General features: G+C 58.7%; 23 protein-coding genes. 2 read left to right on the top strand and 21 right to left on the bottom strand.

Going from position 1 to position 19118, the window contains the following annotated elements:
* Positions 1 to 14 precede the first annotated feature (14 nt).
* Genes cobA through pduA form a run of 21 tightly spaced genes read right to left on the bottom strand, consistent with a single transcriptional unit; the run spans position 15 to position 16551 of the window.
* Positions 15 to 758, bottom strand: a complete 744-nt coding sequence (gene cobA / locus ACQ3G7_RS02830) for a uroporphyrinogen-III C-methyltransferase (protein ID WP_263100237.1) — start codon at positions 756 to 758, stop codon at positions 15 to 17.
* Positions 755 to 1963, bottom strand: a complete 1209-nt coding sequence (locus tag ACQ3G7_RS02835; protein WP_430888750.1) for an acetate/propionate family kinase — start codon at positions 1961 to 1963, stop codon at positions 755 to 757. Before ACQ3G7_RS02835 ends, cobA begins: the two co-directional genes overlap by 4 nt.
* Positions 1948 to 2400: a propanediol utilization protein PduV gene (gene pduV / locus ACQ3G7_RS02840; RefSeq protein ID WP_430888751.1), complete on the bottom strand. Its 453-nt coding sequence runs from the start codon at positions 2398 to 2400 to the stop codon at positions 1948 to 1950. The genes ACQ3G7_RS02835 and pduV overlap by 16 nt, the downstream gene beginning before the upstream one ends.
* Positions 2401 to 2404: 4 nt before the next feature.
* Positions 2405 to 2755 carry a propanediol utilization microcompartment protein PduU gene (gene pduU, locus ACQ3G7_RS02845; protein WP_430888752.1) on the bottom strand — a complete coding sequence of 117 codons (351 nt, stop codon included), beginning with the start codon at positions 2753 to 2755 and terminating at the stop codon, positions 2405 to 2407.
* Complete coding sequence (pduT, locus tag ACQ3G7_RS02850) at positions 2755 to 3309, bottom strand: propanediol utilization microcompartment protein PduT (RefSeq protein WP_430888753.1); 555 nt, start codon at positions 3307 to 3309, stop codon at positions 2755 to 2757. Before pduT ends, pduU begins: the two co-directional genes overlap by 1 nt.
* 2 nt (positions 3310 to 3311) lie before the next feature.
* Entirely contained in the window at positions 3312 to 4643 is a 1332-nt protein-coding gene (locus tag ACQ3G7_RS02855; protein WP_430888896.1) for a 4Fe-4S dicluster domain-containing protein, read from the bottom strand.
* Between the two features lie 35 nt (positions 4644 to 4678).
* Positions 4679 to 5791 carry a 1-propanol dehydrogenase PduQ gene (locus ACQ3G7_RS02860; RefSeq protein ID WP_430888897.1) on the bottom strand — a complete coding sequence of 371 codons (1113 nt, stop codon included), beginning with the start codon at positions 5789 to 5791 and terminating at the stop codon, positions 4679 to 4681.
* A gap of 11 nt (positions 5792 to 5802) precedes the next feature.
* On the bottom strand, positions 5803 to 7191 hold the full coding sequence (gene pduP, locus ACQ3G7_RS02865; protein WP_430888754.1) for a CoA-acylating propionaldehyde dehydrogenase PduP: 1389 nt from the start codon (positions 7189 to 7191) through the stop codon (positions 5803 to 5805).
* The gene (pduO, locus tag ACQ3G7_RS02870; protein WP_430888755.1) at positions 7188 to 8192 is read right to left on the bottom strand and encodes a two-domain cob(I)yrinic acid a,c-diamide adenosyltransferase PduO; all 1005 of its coding nucleotides are present in this window, start codon (positions 8190 to 8192) and stop codon (positions 7188 to 7190) included. Before pduO ends, pduP begins: the two co-directional genes overlap by 4 nt.
* A 9-nt stretch (positions 8193 to 8201) precedes the next feature.
* On the bottom strand, positions 8202 to 8477 hold the full coding sequence (locus ACQ3G7_RS02875) for a EutN/CcmL family microcompartment protein (protein ID WP_263100244.1): 276 nt from the start codon (positions 8475 to 8477) through the stop codon (positions 8202 to 8204).
* Positions 8478 to 8480: 3 nt separating this feature from the next.
* A complete protein-coding gene (gene pduM, locus ACQ3G7_RS02880; RefSeq protein WP_430888756.1) occupies positions 8481 to 8972 on the bottom strand; it encodes a microcompartment protein PduM in 492 nt (163 codons plus the stop codon).
* A complete protein-coding gene (locus tag ACQ3G7_RS02885) occupies positions 8969 to 9601 on the bottom strand; it encodes a phosphate propanoyltransferase (protein WP_430888757.1) in 633 nt (210 codons plus the stop codon). Before ACQ3G7_RS02885 ends, pduM begins: the two co-directional genes overlap by 4 nt.
* 2 nt (positions 9602 to 9603) lie before the next feature.
* On the bottom strand, positions 9604 to 10059 hold the full coding sequence (locus ACQ3G7_RS02890) for a BMC domain-containing protein (protein WP_430888758.1): 456 nt from the start codon (positions 10057 to 10059) through the stop codon (positions 9604 to 9606).
* Positions 10060 to 10078: 19 nt separating this feature from the next.
* Positions 10079 to 10354: a propanediol utilization microcompartment protein PduJ gene (gene pduJ, locus ACQ3G7_RS02895; protein WP_041851911.1), complete on the bottom strand. Its 276-nt coding sequence runs from the start codon at positions 10352 to 10354 to the stop codon at positions 10079 to 10081.
* 31 nt (positions 10355 to 10385) lie between these two features.
* Positions 10386 to 10724 (bottom strand): glycerol dehydratase reactivase beta/small subunit family protein, encoded by a 339-nt coding sequence (locus tag ACQ3G7_RS02900; protein ID WP_430888759.1) that lies wholly within the window; start codon positions 10722 to 10724, stop codon positions 10386 to 10388.
* Positions 10714 to 12546: a diol dehydratase reactivase subunit alpha gene (locus ACQ3G7_RS02905; protein ID WP_263100250.1), complete on the bottom strand. Its 1833-nt coding sequence runs from the start codon at positions 12544 to 12546 to the stop codon at positions 10714 to 10716. Before ACQ3G7_RS02905 ends, ACQ3G7_RS02900 begins: the two co-directional genes overlap by 11 nt.
* Positions 12547 to 12561: 15 nt before the next feature.
* A complete protein-coding gene (gene pduE, locus ACQ3G7_RS02910; protein ID WP_430888760.1) occupies positions 12562 to 13086 on the bottom strand; it encodes a propanediol dehydratase small subunit PduE in 525 nt (174 codons plus the stop codon).
* 12 nt (positions 13087 to 13098) lie between these two features.
* On the bottom strand, positions 13099 to 13770 hold the full coding sequence (locus ACQ3G7_RS02915) for a propanediol/glycerol family dehydratase medium subunit (RefSeq protein ID WP_430888761.1): 672 nt from the start codon (positions 13768 to 13770) through the stop codon (positions 13099 to 13101).
* A 10-nt stretch (positions 13771 to 13780) separates the two neighbouring features.
* The gene (gene pduC, locus ACQ3G7_RS02920) at positions 13781 to 15445 is read right to left on the bottom strand and encodes a propanediol dehydratase large subunit PduC (protein WP_263100253.1); all 1665 of its coding nucleotides are present in this window, start codon (positions 15443 to 15445) and stop codon (positions 13781 to 13783) included.
* Positions 15446 to 15463: 18 nt separating this feature from the next.
* The gene (gene pduB, locus ACQ3G7_RS02925) at positions 15464 to 16270 is read right to left on the bottom strand and encodes a propanediol utilization microcompartment protein PduB (RefSeq protein WP_263100254.1); all 807 of its coding nucleotides are present in this window, start codon (positions 16268 to 16270) and stop codon (positions 15464 to 15466) included.
* Positions 16267 to 16551: a propanediol utilization microcompartment protein PduA gene (gene pduA / locus ACQ3G7_RS02930; RefSeq protein WP_430888762.1), complete on the bottom strand. Its 285-nt coding sequence runs from the start codon at positions 16549 to 16551 to the stop codon at positions 16267 to 16269. Before pduA ends, pduB begins: the two co-directional genes overlap by 4 nt.
* Positions 16552 to 17077: 526 nt before the next feature.
* Here pduA and pduF point away from each other — a divergent pair.
* Both pduF and pocR read left to right on the top strand, forming a co-directional pair.
* Complete coding sequence (pduF, locus tag ACQ3G7_RS02935) at positions 17078 to 17878, top strand: propanediol diffusion facilitator PduF (RefSeq protein ID WP_430888763.1); 801 nt, start codon at positions 17078 to 17080, stop codon at positions 17876 to 17878.
* A gap of 182 nt (positions 17879 to 18060) precedes the next feature.
* A complete protein-coding gene (gene pocR / locus ACQ3G7_RS02940; protein ID WP_263100258.1) occupies positions 18061 to 18969 on the top strand; it encodes a transcriptional regulator PocR in 909 nt (302 codons plus the stop codon).
* Positions 18970 to 19118: the final 149 nt, after the last annotated feature.

Here is a 19118-nt window from a genome sequence, read left to right on the forward strand (position 1 = left end):
AAGCCCGGATAGTGTCACTTTGGCCCGGCGAACGCCAGAATTTCCCGCAGCGACACCACTTCCCCCACCACAATCAACGCCGGTGCGTGGCATCCGGCCGCTTCACTGGCATCCGCCAGTTGCCCCAGCGGCGCACTGACCACCTGTTGTAACGGCGTGCTGGCATGCATTACTACGGCGGCAGGCGTGTCGGCCGGTTTTCCGCCGGCGATCAACGCGCTGGCAATCTCCCGCAATTGCGCCATGCCCATCAGCACCACCAGTGTTCCCGGTACCTGCGCCAGTGTATGCCACTGTTGCGGCGCTTTACCGTCGCGCAGATGCCCGGTCACCACGTGAAAACTGGAAGCATAATCGCGGTGCGTCACCGGAATGCCCGCGGCGGCAAGCCCGCCGATAGCCGAGGTCACGCCAGGAACCACTTCGCAATCGAAACCGGCTTCCCGCAGCGCCTGCGCTTCTTCGCTGCCGCGACCGAAAACAAAAGGATCGCCGCCTTTCAGACGCACCACCTTCAGACCCCGGCGTGCGCAATCAATCAGGATCTGGTTAATTTGTGGCTGTGGAATCGGGTGGCAGTTGGCCTCTTTTCCCACATCGTGGAACTCGCAGTGCGGTGGCGCTTCTTCCAGCAACACCGGGTTGACCAGCCGGTCATAAACCACGGCTTGTGCCTCGCGCAGGCAGGCAAGCCCCTTCACCGTCATCAGTCCCGGATCGCCAGGCCCGGCGCCCACCAGCCAGACTTTGCCGCTCATACCGATACCTCCGCCGCCTGAGAAAGCCCAATTCGCATCACATCGCGGGCAATCATCAGCTCTTCATTGGTGTTGATCACCGCCACTTTGACCAGCGCATTATCCGCCTGAATAAAGGTCGCGTTACGCTGGTTTTTCCCGTCATCCAGCTCCAGACCAAGGAAGTGCAGGTCACGGCAAATTGCCTCTCTGGCGCGGGCGGAGTTTTCACCGATACCGCCGGTAAACAGCAGCGCGTCAATCCCGCCAAGTTGCATGATGTAGCTGCCGATGGTGGCGCGAATGCGCCCGGCAAACAGGGTTAATGCCAGTTCTGCACGCGGGTTGCCTTCTTTTGCTGCCTGCTCCACATCGCGATAATCATGCGATACGCCGGAGACGCCAAGCAGGCCGGATTCGTTATTCAGCAGCGTGTTGAGTTGCTGCGGCGTTTTGCCTTCCCGCTGCGCGACCCACGGTAAAATTGACGGATCGATATCACCGCTGCGGGTGCCCATCATCACCCCGGATTGCGGCGTAAAACCCATCGACGTATTGACCGAGCGCCCGCCTTTAATGGCGCACAGACTGCTGCCGTTGCCCAGATGGCAGGAGACCACCCGCAGCGCGCTGAGCGGTACGCCGAGCTTCTCCGCCAGCAACTGGCTGACATATTTATGGCTGGTGCCATGAAAACCGTAACGGCGGATCCCCAACTCCTGGTAGTAGCGCCACGGCAACGGGTAGATAAATGCGCCTTGATCCAGCGTCTGATGAAACGCGGTATCGAACACGGCGACCGCCGGGGTGTGAGGCAGCACCGCGCGGAAAATACGGATACCGGCGGCATTGACCGGGTTGTGCAGCGGGGCAAGTTCGGCCAGTCGTTCGATTTCAGCCAGCGCCGCATCGGTGATCAGCACCGAGTCTTTAAAGGTTTCGCCCCCGTGCGCCACGCGGTGGCCCACGCCGTCGATGGCCTCCAGCGACGGGATAATACGGTGCGCGAGTAGCGCCTCCAGCAACAGGGTCGCTGCCTGCTGGTGATCGGCAATGGCGCGGGTTTCCTGCAACTTCTGTTCACCTTGTTTGAGGGTAAACACCGCGTCGTTCAGGCCAATACGTTCAATTAACCCCTGGCACAGCACGGTACCAGCAGGCAGGGTAAGAAGCTGAAACTTAAGCGAAGAGCTACCGGCGTTAATCGCCATTATGGTGCGTGACATGAGGACTCCTGGTGTTGAAGAAAAGCGACCACCTCGTCAATACCGCTTCCGGTTAGTGCGCTGGTGATAAAAAGCTGCTGAGCGCCGGATTGCCGCAACCACTCACGGGCGCGAGCGATTTGCGCGTCGCTCGCCACGTCGGCTTTGGTGACAATACCGACCGTTGGCCGGTTCATCGGCAGCGTGAAACCTGGTGAGAAGGGGCACCAGGGGGCGTTGGCATTCAGCACCAGCGCAATCACCTCCGCCTCGCAGGCGCTGGTCAGCAGCGCGCTGTACAAGCAGCGGTTTTCAAGATATTCGCCGGGGGTATCAATGGCCTCCGGCAACCAGACGATCGCCTGGGTTTTCTGATAATCCATCGCTTCACCGCGCAGGCGCTGGGTCAGCGAGGTTTTCCCGCACTGGCTGGGGCCAATCAGCATCATCCGTTTCATGGCGTCAGGTCCGGGTCACCGGGCAGGCGGTAAAATGGAGCATTTCGCCGAGGGTGCGGGTGACCTGGCGTAGCGCATATTCCACGGCGGAGACATCGCCGGTCAGCACCACGGCTCCGGTAAAGCGATCGATAAAACCGATCTCGACCGCCCCGGATTTGGTGGCGATATCGCAGGCAATGATCGACGCTTCGCTGGGGGTAATGGTCAGAATGCCAATGGCGGAAGCGGCTTCGCTCAGCCCCAGTTTCTGATACAGCGCCTTTCCAGGATTGGCGATAAGATGCGCCAGCGTTACCTGCTTGCCGGGCACATACTCCTGGATCATGCGTTCAGTGGTGTGTTGTGTCTCCATTAGCCCTCCACAATCTGTCGCCACATCGCTTCATGCGGACGCGGGATCACGGCACGGTAGACCAGTAATCCTTTCTCACCGGCGCTGTCGCTGGCCACGGTGACCGCATTCTCCACATCAGAAATATCCCCGCTGACCACCATGTAACATTTACCGCCAATACCGAACGCCATATGCACGCGCACCAGCGTCACGTTCGCAGCCTTCACCGCGCGATCGGCTGCACTGATGCAGGCGGCAACGCTCCATGTCTCGACAACGCCCACCGCCTGGCGCTGTTCCACCGGGTTAAGGCCGCTGATAGCGGGCAGGATGCTGGCGTGAATATTGGGCAGTACGATGCTGTCCACCAACATCTCACCGGCTTTGCTGTCGCCCGCGGCAATAGCCTGCTGAACAGCGCCAACATCACCGCCAATCATCAGCAGAAACTTGCCCGGGCATAACGTCTTGCTGACCAGTAAGCTCACATTGGCGCTTTTGAGCATCACATCCCCCAGTTCCATCCCTTTTGCGATGCTGGTCAGTTCTAAAATTCCAATTGCCTGCGACATGCTTATCCCCGAACTAAGGTTATGGCCTGTTCCGTCACAGACGCGACAGTGCCGTCGATACTGGCGTGGATAGGGGCGCCGAGTGCGTCCTCTGGGAGGCTGGCAATACACTGTCCACGGGTTACGGTTTCGCCTTTTCGTACGCAGGGGGTTGCGGGTGCGCCGATGTGCTGGCGCAGCGGCAGAACCACCCGGGCTGGTTGGGCGTCGTAAGTTTTTAACGGTGCGTCCTGATACCACGCGTTCAACGCCAGCTTGCCGATCAGCCGTTTCACCGGGATCAGGCGATAACGCGCCATCTCATCGGCTTCGCGCAGCGGGCCTTCATAACGCGCGCCATGCTGGCGCAACTCTGCTTTCAGCAGACGGTTAACGCGCATGGGCGAAATGCCCACCGGGCAGGCAACGCTTTCACAGACGTTGCACTCCGAACAGGTGAGGGCGCTGAGTACGGTTTGCGGGGTGGCGACGCTCTGGTAATTCACCGCGCGTACCAGCAAGTGGGGCGACAGTTCATGACCAATCAGATGCCGCGGGCACAAATCCGTGCACAATCGGCACTGCTCGCACACCGTGCGGGCCAGGGCGAGCACCGTGCGGTCATCCTGCATGCGCCGCTGAATTAACGGGTGCGATCGCGGCAGCACCAGCAGGCCGCCGGTGGTTTTGCTCACCGGTTGGTCCAGGTCCGGCAACAGCGCGCCCATCATCGGCCCACCATTGATAAAGCCCGGCTCGTCGACGGTTGTACCGCCCGCCAGCGCCAGCACTTCGCGCAGCGACATGCCGAGCGGCACGGTAACGGTAAGCGGATAACGCACCGCACCATTCACGGTGAGTGTCCGGCGGGTCACCGGGTATCGCTGTTCTACCGCACGGGCGATGTTCAGTACCGTCTGCACATTGTTCACCACCACGCCAACGCTGACCGGTAGCGCAGTGGGTGGGACCCGACGCCCGGTCGCCAGCCAGATAGTGATCACCTCGTCACCCGCCGGGTAGACATCCGGCAGGATATGCAGCCGTACCTGCGGCGGCAGCAACGGCGTCAGGGTGTGAACGGCGGCCTGGTACTTCTCTTTCAGCGCGATAATGCCTTCGCGCGCGCCCGTCGCCTGCATCGCGTAGAGCATGCCGCGCACCAGACGGGCAGCCTGTTGCGGCATCAGTTGCTGGTCGACTTTTAACATCGGTTCGCATTCCGCAGCATTGACCAGAAAGATCTCCACCTGCGCCTGCAGTTTTACCCAGGTAGGGAACCCCGCGCCGCCCGCGCCTACGACGCCCGCATCGCGCACGCGCTGGCGGATCATCTCAGGTGTCGCGGGTGTCATTTCTCCCCACGGGTGGGCAAGGATCGCGGCGTCGCTCACAGTAATTCCTCCAGTAACTCCCGCACATCGTCAGCGGTTGCCGGGCGTGGCGTGGTCTTCATGGTGGCATCCGCCAGCGCGGCCTGCACCATCGCCGGGATCCGCGCACGCCAGTTGGCTGCGTTAGCGCCCAGCGCGCTGCTCAAAGTTGGTAGCCCGCACTGTTGTTTAAGCTGTTCTGTCTGGCGGATCAGGGCGTTCACCGCGACCATTTCATTGGCGCCGGGTGGGCAGAAGTGACAGGCTTTGGCGAGACGGGCATAGCGTTTAGCGGCGCGGGCGTCCGCGGCGTTGAAGCGGATCACCGCGCTCAGCAACAGGGCGTTTGCCAGCCCGTGCGGCAGATGAAACTGACCGCCAAGCTGGTGGGCAATCGCGTGGTTAATCCCCAGCCCTGCCTGGCTGAATGCCATACCGGCAAGGGTGGCGGCATTGTGCATTTTGCCGCGTGTGGCCAGGCAGTCGCCTTTTCGCACCGCAACCGGCAGATACTGAAACACCAGCTGCGCAGCCTTTTCCGCCAGCGCGTCGGTGAAATCACTGGCCTGTGGCGATACGCAGGCTTCCAGCGCGTGGGTTAATACATCCATCCCGGTATTGGCGGTAATCGCGGGCGGCACGCTGACCACCAGCGCCGGGTCGAGAATGGCGATGTCCGGGTAGAGCGCGTTATCGAAGAGCGGATACTTGATGCCCTTGCCCGGATCGCTGATCACGCAGGCGCTGGTGACTTCCGAACCGGTGCCGCTGGTGGTGGGGATCGCCACGCAGGTTTCAATGTTGATATCCGACTTTTTGCTGAACCAGACAATCGCTTTGGCGGCATCCAGCGCGGAGCCGCCGCCAAAGCCAATCACCACCTGAGGCTTTAAGTCCTGCATATGCGCGATACCGGCCACCACGGTGGCAATGGTCGGATCCGGGGTGATATCGCTGAATACGCTAATCTGATTATCCTGCGGAATGGCGTCGCGCAGCATCGCGAGCAGCGGCGAGTGCGCGAGAAAACCATCGCAAATCACCCAGATGTGCTTGTGGCGAAAGCGCTGTAACACCTGCAAGCTTCCCGCGCCGCTGTAGAGGCGTGTCTGTAGCGAAAATCTGTTCATCATGACTCCGCTTAGCGAATCGAAAAGCCGTTGGTCAGCACGCAACGGCGCGAGCGGGCAAAACTCTTCGCTGAGGTCGTGCCTTCCCCGGTTGGGGTGGCGATGGTAAAGGTGGTAAAGCCTTCACCGCCTACGCCTATTCCGGCGTAAGACGGGCCATTTTTCACAAAAATGGAGGTTTGCAGGCGGCGGGCGGCAAGATTAAGCCGCGACACGTTTTGTGAATGCATCACCGCCGTATGGTGCAGGCCTTCCTCCACCTCCAGCGCCAGTGCCAGCGCGGCGTCGAAATCCGCGACCCGCACTACCGGCAGAAGCGGCATCAGTTGTTCGGCGGTGACCAGCGGATCGTTTCCGTTCACTTCGGCTATCAGCAGCCGTGGCGCTTTAGGCGGCACGCTCAACCCGGCCGCCTGTAAGAGGGCGGACGGGCTTTTGCCGACCAGCTTTTTGTTCGCTGCACCGTCAATCACGCACACCGCGCGCAGCGTGTCGATATCGCTGCCGGTGATGCGCAGCGCGCCAAACGCCTGCATTTGTTGCAGCAGTTTGTCGGCCACGCTGTCAACCACGATCAGGCTTTTTTCGGCAATACAGGGCAGGTTGTAGTCAAACGCAGCGCCGTTGATGATGTCTTCCGCGGCTTTAACCAGATCGGCGGTTTCATCAACGATGCAGGGTGGGTTCCCGGCCCCCGCGCCAATCACTTTTTTGCCGCTTTTCAGCCCCATCATCACAATGCCCGGCCCGCCGGTAATCGCCAGCAGGGCAATTTTCGGGTGCGCCATCATTTGCTGCGTGGCTTCAAACGTCGGTTCGGCGACCGTCACCACCAGGTTACGAATGCCGGTGCTGCGAAAGGCAATCTCTTCAATCATGCGGATAAGCTTCAGTGAGACATTCTTCGCGCCAGGGTGTGGGCTAAAGTAGACGGTGTTGCCCGCGGCCAGCATGCTGATGCTGTTATTGATAATGGTCTCCGTGGGGTTGGTGCTCGGCGCAACCGAGCCAATAACGCCAAACGGGGAGTATTCGAACAGCACCATGCCGCCGTCGCCGGTCAGGGCGGTGGTGGTGAGATCCTCAATGCCTGGGGTGTTTTCCAGTGCGGCTCTGTTTTTCAGAAACTTGTCTTCTTTATTGCCCATGCCGGTTTCGCTCGCGCTCTCTTCAGCAAGCTGCGCCAGATGAGGGGCCAGCTCCTCACGAAGGCTGCTGATAATGGCGCTGCGGGTTTTTAACGGGCACTGCTGATACCGCAGGTAGGCCTGGTGCGCCGCCTCAATGGCCTGGTCCGGTGTGGCGAAAATGCCCTTATCACCGCTGTTTTTGGCCTGGGTGGGTTCAAGCTGTTCGCTCAGAATGGTGCGAATAAGGGTTTCCAGTTCTGACGTATTCATTGATCGTTTCCCATGTGAATCGCCGCCAGTGCGGCCTGAGCAATATCCATGTCCTGTTCAACGGAACCGCCGCTGATACCAAGACCACCAATAATGTTGCCGTCGCGCCACAGCGGGAACCCGCCGCCAAAGGTCACGACGTTGCCTGCCATCTGGGCTTCGAGGCCATACAGCGCGCTGCCCGGTTGCACCGCGTCTGAAAGCTGATGGGTGGCGGTTTTCATGGCCACTGCGGTCCACGCTTTTTTCGGCGCCAGAGTGCTGCTCACCAGCAGCGTTTCCGGCATGCGCCAGGTCAGCATGCCGATGCCGTGGGCATCAACAACGCTTATCACCACCGGCACGCCAAGGGCACTGGCACGCGTCATCGCCGCCCGGACAAGCTGGTGCAGTTCATGAAAAGAGAGAGACATGCGCGTCGGCTCCGTCGTCGTGCGGGTGGCGGCGCGGTAACGGGTTGCCACCTCGGTAATAATCTGTTGCTGGTGGGCGAGGTGATCCTCCAGCCGCGCCAGCGCGTATAAACAGTCGGAAAGACGGTTGATGTAACGCAACAGCACCTGACGGACGTTGACCTGTCCGGCCAGTTCCACCAGTCGGCGCTCGGCACGGCGGGCAAGCGTACGGGCCAGATGCAGCCGCGCGGCGGGTTCGCAGCGACCGGGAAGAACAAAACCGTGCACCGCATCCACCTGTGCCATCGCCTGGTCGATGGCCTGTTCCAGCGCGTCGATCTCCGCCGTGCTGATGTAACGCTGCGACGGCGTGGGTGTTTCGTTTTCGCTCGCCAGTTCCGCACTGAACCAGAACAGTTGCTGTTGCACGCCTTCGAGAAAGGGCTTCAGTGCGTCGGACTGCACGGCGCAGACGCACAGACTGAGCGCCGCGTTCAGTTCATCCAGCGTGCCGTAAGCTTCCACGCGTGGGTGGGTCTTGCTGACCCGTTGCCCACTGAACAGCGAGGTTGTTCCGGCATCGCCTGTTCGGGTGTAAATCGCCATCTCCGCTCCTTAACGCGCCAGCGTGTCGACAATGCCCACCACCGCTAAATCGATGGCTTCGTTCGGGCCGCTGAAAACGTGCCGTGCGCTGGAGCCGCTGCTCAGCAACACCAGTTCACCCACGCCCGCGCCAACGGAATCCACCGCCACCTCATCACCTTGCAGTGGGTTGACCGGCAATTCGCCATCAAGCGTGACCCGGCGCACCAGCAGCAGCTTTTTCCCCACCAGCGACGGGGATTTTTGTGTTGACACCACCGAACCTGTTACGCGTGCGAGATGCATGATTTACTCCTGTTTAACCAGTTGTAGGTGTTGCGACAGCGCCGCCTCGCGGGCCAGCGCCGTGATCACGGTCTTACGCGCGGTGACCAGCCATCCGTTGCGCAGCCCCCGGATATCCCGGTAACTGAGTACGTTGTTCAGATGCAACATCACGGCGTTTCCCTGCTCATCGCGCCACTGGCAGGGCAGGCGCGCCAGCGCCCGCAGTGGTAAATACGCCAGCGAACGGCACGGCAGAGAGACGCAAACCGGCATGCCGAGCGACAGGGCTTCAAACAGGTTCGCCACGGCGGTGTTGTCCCGGTCGCCTTCCGCTAACTGGCGGAGAAAGGGCAAATCCGTGCATTCGACCTGTAGCCTGTCATGGTGCAAAAACAGCCGGAGTGCGGATGCGTGGCGCAACTGCTCCTGACTGAGCACGGCGGTATGACCGCAGCGCTCCTGCAATCGCGCCACAATCAGCTCGACTATCTGTTGCATCTGCGCGTCGGTCATGGGCGTGGCGCCAGGTGTGCAACAGCGTGCGGATCGTCTGCGCCTGCGGCATTGGCTTCATCGGTGTCGATATGCATTTCGAGGCGCATATCCGGCGCAACACGCACCGCCACGTCGTCAAAAAGGGTGCGCCGCCCGCTACCCTCAATCACCACGCTGACCGTATCGCCGTGGGCAACGCGCAATACCAGCGCATCCAGCGGCGACATATGAATATGGCGCAGGGCGACAATCAGCCCGCTGTCCAGATCGATTTCCGCCCACGGGCTAATCAGTTTCACGCCAGGCGTTCCGCTGAGATTGCCGGACATGCGCAGCGGCGCGGTGATGCCGAGCGTGCGCGCATCGGTACGTGAGATTTCCACCTGGCTGACGCTGCGCAGCGGCCCGAGCAACCGGACGTTGTGTAACTGGCCTTTCGGGCCTGCCAGCGTCACCGTCTGTTCTGCGGCAAACTGCCCCGGCTGCAACAGGGCTTTTTTCTCTGTTACCGGCATACCGGGAAACAGGCGGTCATAGTCCTGCTGCGAGAGATGGATGTGCCGGTTCGAGATACCCAACGGAATGGGGCGCATACGCATCTCATCCAGCACCCGGGTAACCACCTGTTTGACTAACTGCTTATCCATCGTTATTCACCTCGCTGACCGCTGTGAATGCAGAGTGTGCGCGGCTCCCCTTTTTGTCGTGGACAGGCCGGGTCAAGGCAGAGATTGCAGGTCACCCGTGCTTGCGTAGCCTCAGCCGCAGCAAGAGGCTCTGCGGTAACGGGGGCCTCCTGCACCGTCTGCGCGGATGCCGTGTTGGTCACTTCTGACCGGGGCCGGGTCGGGAAAATGCCGTTTGCCGGGCGCGCAATCACTTTTTGCGCCACCAGGCCGCCCTGCGTTTCGGCCAGGCTGGCACCGGTGGCAATGGCCGATTGAACCGAGGCCACGTCACCGGCAATGTTGATAACCGTCCAGCCTGAGCCGTTGGTTTTTTCCAGGCCCAACAGCGTGATGGATGCGGCTTTCGCCATGGCATCCGCGCAATTGATGGCCAGCGCCAGGCCGCTAACTTCAAGTAAACCCAGTGATTGCTTCACGCTGTACTCCTTCCGTCCGTCAGGCGGATTTCGGCAAAATGGCTTCGACGTCGCTGTGCGGGCGCGGGATCACATGACAGGACTTCACTTCCCCCACGGCGCTGGCGGCGGCTGCGCCCGCGTCAACGGCGGCTTTCACCGCACCGACATCCCCGCGCACCATCACGGTAACCAGCCCGGAGCCGATTTTTTCGTAACCCACGAGCTGCACGTTCGCCGACTTCACCATGGCATCGGCGGCTTCGATTGCGCCCACCAGGCCTTTTGTTTCAACCAGTCCCAATGCGTTGTTCATACTGCGATTCTCCTGTAGATGGATAAGGTGGTTACCGGAACGGTATCCCTTTCACCAGCCGGGCGGCATTGCTGCCTGCACGCCGCTGCGCCGGGTTTTCTTCGTGTTGCATCAGCGTAAAAAGCGCGCTGGATGCGGGTAAATTGCGGTAATGGATCACCAACGTTTGGCTGTCGCAGGCAATGCCCACCAGCAGTGCCGACTGGTTTGCCGCCTGCCATGCGCTGTTCACCACGTCGCCATCCGTTGCGGGTTGCCAGCGCCACGGGATCCCCTCTTCTTCAATGCCCCACAGCACTTCCTGCCACAGCGTCTGGCAGTCGCCATGGGCGTGAATCACAATGGCCGGGCTGTTTTGTTCAGCGTGCATTGCGGGACTCCTTATGCCAGGAGAGGATCAGGCCTGTGGCGACCGCATTGCGTGGGCCTTCCACGCCGCGAATGTTTCCCCGTCCCGCTACCAGTCGGTAGTGGGCGAGCGCATCGGTCACCAGTTGCGGGACTTCAAAATCCAGCGCGGAGCCACCCACCAGCACCACAAACGGGATGTCACGGATATTGCCGGTCGGGCTGACCTGACGCAGGGCGCGCAGGGCGTTGGTGACGAACACGCGCTCCTTGGCGCTGCGGCGGGTCAGTCTGACTTTTTCCAGCGACAGATCGCCGGGCAGCGGTACCAGCTCGTCGGGTTTCACGACGCAAACCCGGGCAAACACCTCCGGCGGCAGTGGGGTGGGGAAGAACTGCACGTTGCCGTCTTCATGGCGCAGGTGGAACAAGCTTTCGACCTTGGCGAGGGGATACTTTTTGATCTCTTCCGCCAGATAGCGATCCTCCAGTCCCAGCTCACGGGCAATGATCATGGTGACCATATCCCCGGCGCCTGCCAGATGCGTGGCGACAATGTCGCCCTGTGCGTTAATGATTGAGGCATCGGTGGAACCTGCGCCGAGGTCAAGGATCGCCAGCGGTTTGGTGGTGCCCGGCGTGGTCAGCGCGCCCAGAATGGCGGCTTCTGCTTCAGCACCGCCCACCTGCACGTCGATATGCAGTTTTTGCTCGATATCCTGCGCAATCATCGCCATCTGTAAGCGATCTGATTTCACCATCGAGGCAATACCCACCGCCTGCTCCAGCGAGAATTCACCTGCCAGCCCGCCCGTGACGCTCACCGGCACGGCGGTGTCCACGGCCAGCAGATCCTGGATGTAGACATCGCTGCTCGGTTTGTTGGTCAGTTCCGCCATGGTCTGGCGCACATGCTCCAGCATGCCGCCGATATTGGTGCCGGCTTCCCCGGTGACGTTGTCCAGCCGGGGGCAGGCATCGACCGCTTTCATGATCGCGTCGGCCCCGGCGGCGACATCCACCCGCACGGTGCGGCCGTGGGTCACCAGTTCGATGTTCCCGGCAGGAATCGAACGCGCCTTCACGTCCCCGGAGGGGGTTTTCACCACCACGGCGGAGCGGTTGCCAATCAATGCGCGGGCCACCGGCACAATGTTTTTGGTCTCTTCCGCGCTGAGCGAAAATACGGTGGCAATACCGTAAGGGTTGGAGAGACTTTCAATCACTTTGCCCGGCATCGCCACTTCGATGGCCGCCAGCATGCCGAGCGGAATGCGGTCGATATAGCGGACTTCGTCGACAATCGGTACCGGCTTGTCGAGACGGTTATTCACCAGTACGCCATCGTCACGCTGCAATATCACGCCGTTGATGCGGTATCCCGCATGGGAAGCCGCATTGACCATGCGCGCCACGTCGGCAAAATCGAAGGCGGCGGAAACCACCAGGATGTAGGGCTGCTCCGCCGGTCGGGAGAGCAGCTCTTCCGGTGTGATGGTCAGCCCGACGCCGAGACCGATGCCGCCCGGCGTTTTAGGGTTATGACCAATCATCGTGGATTCGGTGATGATGGTTTCGGTAATGGTCTCCATCGCCACATCACCGATGACCGGCGTGGCTTCATTGATGCGAATAAGCGAAATATCGCTGACCGTGAGACCGGCCGCCGCCACTGCGCGTTGCACCGCTTCCTGAATGCCGAATACGTTGCGCAGCGTACCTTTGATGCCGGTGGTTTCCGCCAGTGCGCTACTCACCACGGTCAGCGCGCCGTGGTCGTCCAGCCGGGCGAGTGCGACTTCGGTGGAGGCGTTGCCAATATCAATGCCAGCTATATAACGCATACATCACCCTTGCGGTTAGTCATCGCCTTTGAGTTTTTTACGCTCGACATATAACGCGGCGGCTTCACGGACAAACGCTGCGCAGATCGTCGCGTTGTAGTGGCTTTCCAGGTCTTCTGCGATGTCCAGCAGTTCCTGTTTGCTTGAGCGGTAAGGGCGCAACGCGTTGTAAATCTCAAGAATGCGATCGTCCGGTACGGCGGTCAGTTCAGCGGCGCGTTCAAAGTTCATCGCCAGCCTGTCGCGCCCGGCATCGCGGGCGATAGCCGCCTGGATACGCAGGGTTTCCGGGGTGATGCGCATATCCTGGGCGGTGATTTTGCCGCTCAGTACGTTTTCCAGCGTCAGTTCATCCAGCGTTTTGCGGGTGGCGGTTTTCACCCATTCCGGGTGCTTATTCGCCAGCGGATAATCGGTCACTTTTGCCTGATGCTGGCTCCCTCCGGAGACGGGGGCTGCCACGTTCGGCGCTGCGCCTTGCAGGCTGTTCATCCGGCTAAGCACATCACGAACCATCGATTCAATGGCCTCTGTATTCATGGTGTTGTCCTTTTAAAGCGCAACGCGCAGCTCTTGCGGGTTTTTGCCCGTTACGACGTATTTGGTTTCTTTGATGTGCAAAATGGCCGACTTCGCCTGATACTTCGGGCGCGCCATCTGGTCATTGAGCGTCGGTACCGGCTGCGGCGATTCGCGCTTGGCGTAACGCGCGGCGTTTTTGCCTATCTGCCGGTAAGTTTCCAGCGTCAGCAGCGGGGCCTGCGGGAACAGCTCCAGGTTTGAGAGGGGCGGTAATCCTTGCTGGTGGATAACCGTTGTGCCTTTCGACTGGATGCCGACTGAAATTCCGGAACCGCTCAGACGGTTGCCTTCAACGGCGACAAACGCCACGTCCGACGATTTAAAGCAGCGGATCACCCTGGCTTTCACGCCTTCCTCTTCGATGCCGGCAATCACTTCGCGCAGAATGCTTTTGTGCGGTAAGCCGACGATGTTTACCGTCTGCGACAGGCCAAAAGCCGGACCGACGGCGATGATCACTTCATCCTGCTGCGTACCGGGTTTGGCCTCGCCGATTTCGGTCAGAAAGCCGCCGTCCGCAGAGGCAGTCGCCGCCGATGCGCCTGGAGTAGGGGCGCTGAACGACACGGTTTTGTCGCCGATTTTCATCTCTGCCAGCACGTCTTCAATAATCTGACGCAGCAGCTTTTCATTGATTTCCATGCTTCACCCCTTAACCCAGTTCATTCGGATCGATGGCGGCCGGGATGTTTTTAATCTCTTCCCAGCGTTCGCCCTGCAGGCGATAGCCTGTTGCCGGACCGGCATAATCATTGACGTCATTGACGGCCGACAGCACCTGGCCGTCGCCAACGATGATGGCGGAGGTGTGCAGGTAATCCCCGGTCAGCTTGGCTTTCTGAATGTTGAGCATGTCCTGCGCCACATCGTTAAAGCCGCCCTGCGCCAGCGCTTTCACCACTTCCAGCCCGTTACGGTTTTTGTTGATGATCTCCTGCGCAAACTTGATGTCTTCGACGATGTTGCGTTCCGGCATATCTTTTGAACCGTGGGCATAGGTCGCGGCTTCCACCTCTTCATCGGTGATAGGAGGCAAGCCCATTCCGGCAAAGACGGCTTGTAACGCGCGGGCAGCTTTATTACGGATGGCGATCACGTCCTCTTCGCGCACCGGGCGCAGGCCACCGTCAACTTTCAAATCGCGTTGTAAGACGTTGTAATCATCAAAGTCTTCCGCATCTTCGTTGGAGCCGGCGAACATGTTGTCGTAGTTCGGCACGGCGGAATAACCGGACGAAATAAAGTCGGTACCGGGCAGGAATTGCATCAGCAAACGTGCGGTACGCCGCATATCGGAGTGGGTGAAGGTCTGGTCGTTACTGGAGGCGCATTCGAGATCCAGCGAGGAGCAGATCAGGTTTTCCGCCAGTACGGCACGGATACCGGACGGCACCGCTGACGGCACGCCGATACAGCTGACCGAGCCATTTTGCAGCCCCTGAACGCCTGCCGCTTTGGTGATGTAAATACAGCGTGCTTCGAGGTAGAGCATCGATTTGCCTTCGGCGTAGCCCATCTGCACTTCGGAGCCGGAACCGGAGGTAAAGCGCATTTTCAACCCGCGCGAGGCGTATGAGGAAGCGAGGAAACCTTTGGACCACGGGGTATCGTCACCGTCGGTGAAGACCGGTTCGGTGCCGTACACCGAGATGGTCTCTGCGTAACAGGTGTGACCCAGCATGCCAAGCTTCAGCTCGGTGGCTTCCTCCAGCGAACACTGGGTTAACACACCGGGGCGACCCACCTGGGAACCCACCAGTAAAGCGATGGCGTTAAACGGTGCATAACGCGCAACGGCAACGGTGGTCTCCTGCTCGTCAAACCCGCGCCACGCCCCTTCGGCGGCATCGGCGGCAATCTGCACCGGGTTGTCTTTCACGTTGGTGACGTGTGCCTGCTGCGACGGTGTGCGACGGGCGCGCATTTTCTGCATCGCCATCATCATTTCCACCACGTTCATGTGCGACATCACCTCGACAATTTTCGCCGGGGTCATTGCCGTGGTCAGCGGCACAATCGCGCTGCGCTTGATGTTGGGATCGCACAGCATATTGGCGAGTTTGACTGAATCCATCGCCATCACTTCTTCGGCGCGATCCAGATTGATGCCATAGCGGGCGATGAAGTGATCAATCAGGTCGAACTGGCTGGCGGACTTGCCATCAAGCTCGGTGACCACACCGTTGACGATGCGGATGGAAGGTTTGGGATCGTTCGGGCTTTCCATAGCGATAAAGCCTTCTTCAATCCACTCCTTCACAAAGCCGTCCTGGTTAACAGGGCGTTTCGCCAGCGCTTCAAATCGTTTCGATCTCATGAAACAGCCTCTCTGTTATCAGATGTAGGACGGGCGGTCGTTTTTCGGCTCTGCGCCGAGCGTGCCGAGCACGGTTTTGCCGATTTCGCGGGCGGAAATCACCGCCTGGCGCACTGCGCCGGAGTCGCCGGAGATGATCAGGATCGCCTCGTTACTGAAGCTGGTGCCTTTTGCCGGCGAGCTGTACGCCACCACTTCCACATTGGCGGACTTCAAGGCGGTATCCGCCATCAGTACGCCAACCGATGCGGGCGCGCCGACAATCACCCCGCAGGAGCGGCCCACCGGGGCGCCGAAGGCTTTTTCCAGCGCGTAGCTGGCGCGGGCGGTATATTGCAACTCGATATGCCCGGCCTCGTTGGCGTAGACGTCGCCAAAGGTGCGGTCCAGCTCTTTCAGCGCCACTTCAATCGCGCGTTTTACGTCGGAGACATCGTTGCCGCCGAACAGGATCAGCGAACCGTGACCCGCGCCGCCTTTGGTATCGCGCGGGAGTTCAATGCTGACCACTTCGGTATTGGTGGCTTTGACTGCTTCATCCGCCGCCATAATGTGCGGGCCTGCGCCGGTACGTGCCCCTAAAATGCCGATGGAGCGAAAGCGTTTTTCCAGCTTCATTGCGTCGAGCAGGGCGCTGTCTACGTTGGCGATCACCAGGCCAACGGTGTCGCCAATCGCCGTGCCGACAAACTCCGTTAAACTGCAGCTTTTTTCTGCCATAGCCGTCTCTCGTTTGGTGTGGGTTGCAGTGGGGGAAGCCTGGGGAGCCGATACGCGCGCTACCACCTGAGCCATGATCTGTTCCACCAGTTCATTGCTGCTCATTGGCTCATTCCTTTCGGTAAGATTTTTTCAACGTCAGTGTGCGGGCGCGGGATAACGTGTACGGCTTTCACTTCACCCACCTGTGCGGCGGCTGCGGCACCTGCATCGGTTGCGGCTTTTACGGCGCCAACATCGCCGCGAACAATAACGGTCACCAGGCCGGAGCCTATTTTTTCGTAGCCTATTAACACGACATTGGCCGATTTCACCATGGCGTCCGCCGCTTCAATTGCTGCGGTTAAGCCTTTGGTTTCCACCATTCCTAATGCTTCTTGTTGCATAAAAACCTCGGTAAGGTTGCCCTGATGGTCGGACTATACAAATAAGCGAGGAAAAAGAATGGCTCTCTTGAAAATACGTTAAAAACTTCCTGGCGATATCAGGTGAATAAATTGTCTGGATAAAATTCATACCATTGAAATTGTTGATTATTTTATATTTTATTGAATAGTAAAATATTGCTATTGCTCCGTCAGGTTTACACTTTTCAGCGTGACAAAAATAAATAGGGTGTGTTATTTGCGCGTGCGGAAAGATTCTGTGAGCAAGGCTGTAAATCAGCGCAGGGAAAATAACAATAATTTGTTATTTGTTTTCCATAAATAGCGGTATTGGCATGCGCGGGAATAGTGATAATAAAGAAATGGCGAGAGCAAAATAGTGTTATCGCGACACGACTTTTTTGGGGTTTTACGCCTGAGGTTGCCAACACTTTTCATGCGCGGATTTCTATAGTGAGCGGCGTTGTACTCTGCCGCCAGCTTCAGGGGTGCTGGTGAGGTCTGACTCTACCTGGAAGGTGACATAATGAATGATTCGCTAAAGGCGCAATGCATCGCCGAGTTTTTAGGCACCGGGCTGTTTTTGTTTTTCGGGATCGGCTGCCTCTGCGCCATGAAGGTCGCCGGCGCGACGCTGGGATTGTGGGAGATCTGCATTATCTGGGGCCTGGGCATTTCGCTGGCGGTATACCTGACCGCCGGGATTTCGGGGGCGCATCTCAACCCGGCGATCACCATCGCGCTGTGGTTGTTTGCCTGTTTTCCGGGGCGCAAAGTGCTGCCTTACTGCGTGGCGCAAATCGCCGGGGCGTTTGGCGGCGCGGCAGTGGCTTATCTGTTGTACCGCAATCTGTTTCTCGAGTATGAGGCTGCGCACCAGCTGGTGCGGGGCAGCATTGAAAGCCTGCAACTGGCGGCGTTGTTTACCACCTATCCCGCCGCGGCGCTGAACGTCTGGCAGGCGGGGCTGGTGGAAGTCATCATCACCTCGATTCTGATGTGCGTGATCATGGCGTTGACCGATGACGGCAACGGCGTACCGCGTGGGCCGTTAGCGCCGTTGCTCATTGGCGTGCTGGTGGCGGTGATCGGTGCGTCCATGGGGCCGCTCACCGGGTTTGCGATGAACCCGGCGCGTGACTTCGGGCCAAAACTGTTTGTCTTTTTCGCCGGTTGGGGAGAAGTGGCATTCACCGGCGGGCGTGAGATCCCGTACTTTATCGTTCCGATTGTTGCGCCAATTATTGGCGCCTGCGGCGGTGCGGCTTGCTACCGATATCTGATTGGCAAAAATCTGCCCTGTAATAGCTGCAAGCTGGAAGGTTAAAACGTATTTCGTGATCTGCTTTCCCGAAAGCAATAAATGGCCTCCCAGGGATGGGAGACTTTTGTTATGTTGATTTCAGTTTAGCGACATATCTTATGAAATATATGTTATTAACGTTATCAGTCGCGTAAACAAATAGCCTGTTTATAACAATAAATTAAAATTCACTGAGAGGTTTTATCATGATTTCTGCGAGTGCGCTCAACTCGGAACTCATTAATAAAATCGCCCAGGATTTTGCTCAAGCCACCGGGTTGGCCGTTGTTGTGGTGAATATCCACGGCGAAGAGATCTCCGGGCTGTTTAATTTCACCCCGTTTTGCCAGCGTATGCGCCAGCATCCGCAGCACAGCGATCGCTGCCGCATGAGCGATCGCTGTGGCGGGTTCGAAGCGTCGAAATCCAACCAGCCCTGCATCTATCGCTGCCATGCCGGATTAACCGACTTCTCTATTCCGTTGGTGATTGCCGGGCATCTGGTGGGATTTGTGCTCTGTGGACAGGTGCGTTTGCGCGAGAACAGCGGCGTGGAACTGGTGGATATTCTCAATATTGATGACCGCTGGCAGGCTGATCCGGTACTGATGGACGCGTTCCACAGTGTGCCGGAAATGGATTACTCGCGGGTTATTGCTTCGGCGGATCTGTTGCAGCTTATTGTTGATAACTGCCTGAAAAAGCAGATTAATTTTGTGGTTATCAAAGATCAACAATCCTCTGACGCGAGCCATACGCCGCGCAACCAGGGGCCGCATGACAGCAAAATGAAAAAAGCGCTGCGCTACATTGACGCGCATCTTTCCGATGAGCTGCGGCTGGAGGACGTGGCGGCGCACGTTTATCTCAGCCCTTACTACTTCAGTAAGTTATTCAAAAAATATCAGGGCATTGGCTTTAACGCGTGGGTGAACCGCCAGCGTATGGCCAGCGCCCGCGAAATGCTGTGCCACAGCGACTGGAGCATTGCCAGTATTGCGCGCAATTTAGGATTTTCGCAAACCAGCTATTTTTGCAAAGTATTTCGCCAGACTTACCAGGTGACGCCACAAGCCTTCCGTTTGCAAAATAATGCAAACTATGACGGGGATTAAATTTCCGATAGCAATATTTTGTTATTCGAATATGGCGTAATAATCATCTGAATCAAGACTGCATAAGGCTTTAATCAACGGGGTGAGCAATAAATTGTTATAGCGCAACAAATTATTGTTTACGTCCCGATAAACTGAACCAGTTTTTA

It is taken from the genome of Kosakonia sp. N21 (assembly GCF_050587465.1).
Taxonomy (GTDB): domain Bacteria; phylum Pseudomonadota; class Gammaproteobacteria; order Enterobacterales; family Enterobacteriaceae.

Coding starts and splice junctions, on each gene's coding strand:
- ACQ3G7_RS02915 (WP_430888761.1), bottom strand. CDS start 13,770: ATGGAAATCAATGAAAAGCTGCTGCGTCAGATTATTGAAGACGTGCTG.
- pduV (WP_430888751.1), bottom strand. CDS start 2,400: ATGAAACGGATGATGCTGATTGGCCCCAGCCAGTGCGGGAAAACCTCG.
- pduU (WP_430888752.1), bottom strand. CDS start 2,755: ATGGAGACACAACACACCACTGAACGCATGATCCAGGAGTATGTGCCC.
- pduA (WP_430888762.1), bottom strand. CDS start 16,551: ATGCAACAAGAAGCATTAGGAATGGTGGAAACCAAAGGCTTAACCGCA.
- ACQ3G7_RS02905 (WP_263100250.1), bottom strand. CDS start 12,546: ATGCGTTATATAGCTGGCATTGATATTGGCAACGCCTCCACCGAAGTC.
- pduJ (WP_041851911.1), bottom strand. CDS start 10,354: ATGAACAACGCATTGGGACTGGTTGAAACAAAAGGCCTGGTGGGCGCA.
- ACQ3G7_RS02900 (WP_430888759.1), bottom strand. CDS start 10,724: ATGCACGCTGAACAAAACAGCCCGGCCATTGTGATTCACGCCCATGGC.
- ACQ3G7_RS02860 (WP_430888897.1), bottom strand. CDS start 5,791: ATGAACAGATTTTCGCTACAGACACGCCTCTACAGCGGCGCGGGAAGC.
- ACQ3G7_RS02875 (WP_263100244.1), bottom strand. CDS start 8,477: ATGCATCTCGCACGCGTAACAGGTTCGGTGGTGTCAACACAAAAATCC.
- ACQ3G7_RS02835 (WP_430888750.1), bottom strand. CDS start 1,963: ATGTCACGCACCATAATGGCGATTAACGCCGGTAGCTCTTCGCTTAAG.
- pocR (WP_263100258.1), top strand. CDS start 18,061: ATGATTTCTGCGAGTGCGCTCAACTCGGAACTCATTAATAAAATCGCC.
- pduF (WP_430888763.1), top strand. CDS start 17,078: ATGAATGATTCGCTAAAGGCGCAATGCATCGCCGAGTTTTTAGGCACC.
- pduE (WP_430888760.1), bottom strand. CDS start 13,086: ATGAATACAGAGGCCATTGAATCGATGGTTCGTGATGTGCTTAGCCGG.
- ACQ3G7_RS02855 (WP_430888896.1), bottom strand. CDS start 4,643: ATGACACCCGCGACACCTGAGATGATCCGCCAGCGCGTGCGCGATGCG.
- pduP (WP_430888754.1), bottom strand. CDS start 7,191: ATGAATACGTCAGAACTGGAAACCCTTATTCGCACCATTCTGAGCGAA.
- pduO (WP_430888755.1), bottom strand. CDS start 8,192: ATGGCGATTTACACCCGAACAGGCGATGCCGGAACAACCTCGCTGTTC.
- pduB (WP_263100254.1), bottom strand. CDS start 16,270: ATGAGCAGCAATGAACTGGTGGAACAGATCATGGCTCAGGTGGTAGCG.
- ACQ3G7_RS02885 (WP_430888757.1), bottom strand. CDS start 9,601: ATGGATAAGCAGTTAGTCAAACAGGTGGTTACCCGGGTGCTGGATGAG.
- pduC (WP_263100253.1), bottom strand. CDS start 15,445: ATGAGATCGAAACGATTTGAAGCGCTGGCGAAACGCCCTGTTAACCAG.
- pduT (WP_430888753.1), bottom strand. CDS start 3,309: ATGTCGCAGGCAATTGGAATTTTAGAACTGACCAGCATCGCAAAAGGG.
- cobA (WP_263100237.1), bottom strand. CDS start 758: ATGAGCGGCAAAGTCTGGCTGGTGGGCGCCGGGCCTGGCGATCCGGGA.
- pduM (WP_430888756.1), bottom strand. CDS start 8,972: ATGACCGACGCGCAGATGCAACAGATAGTCGAGCTGATTGTGGCGCGA.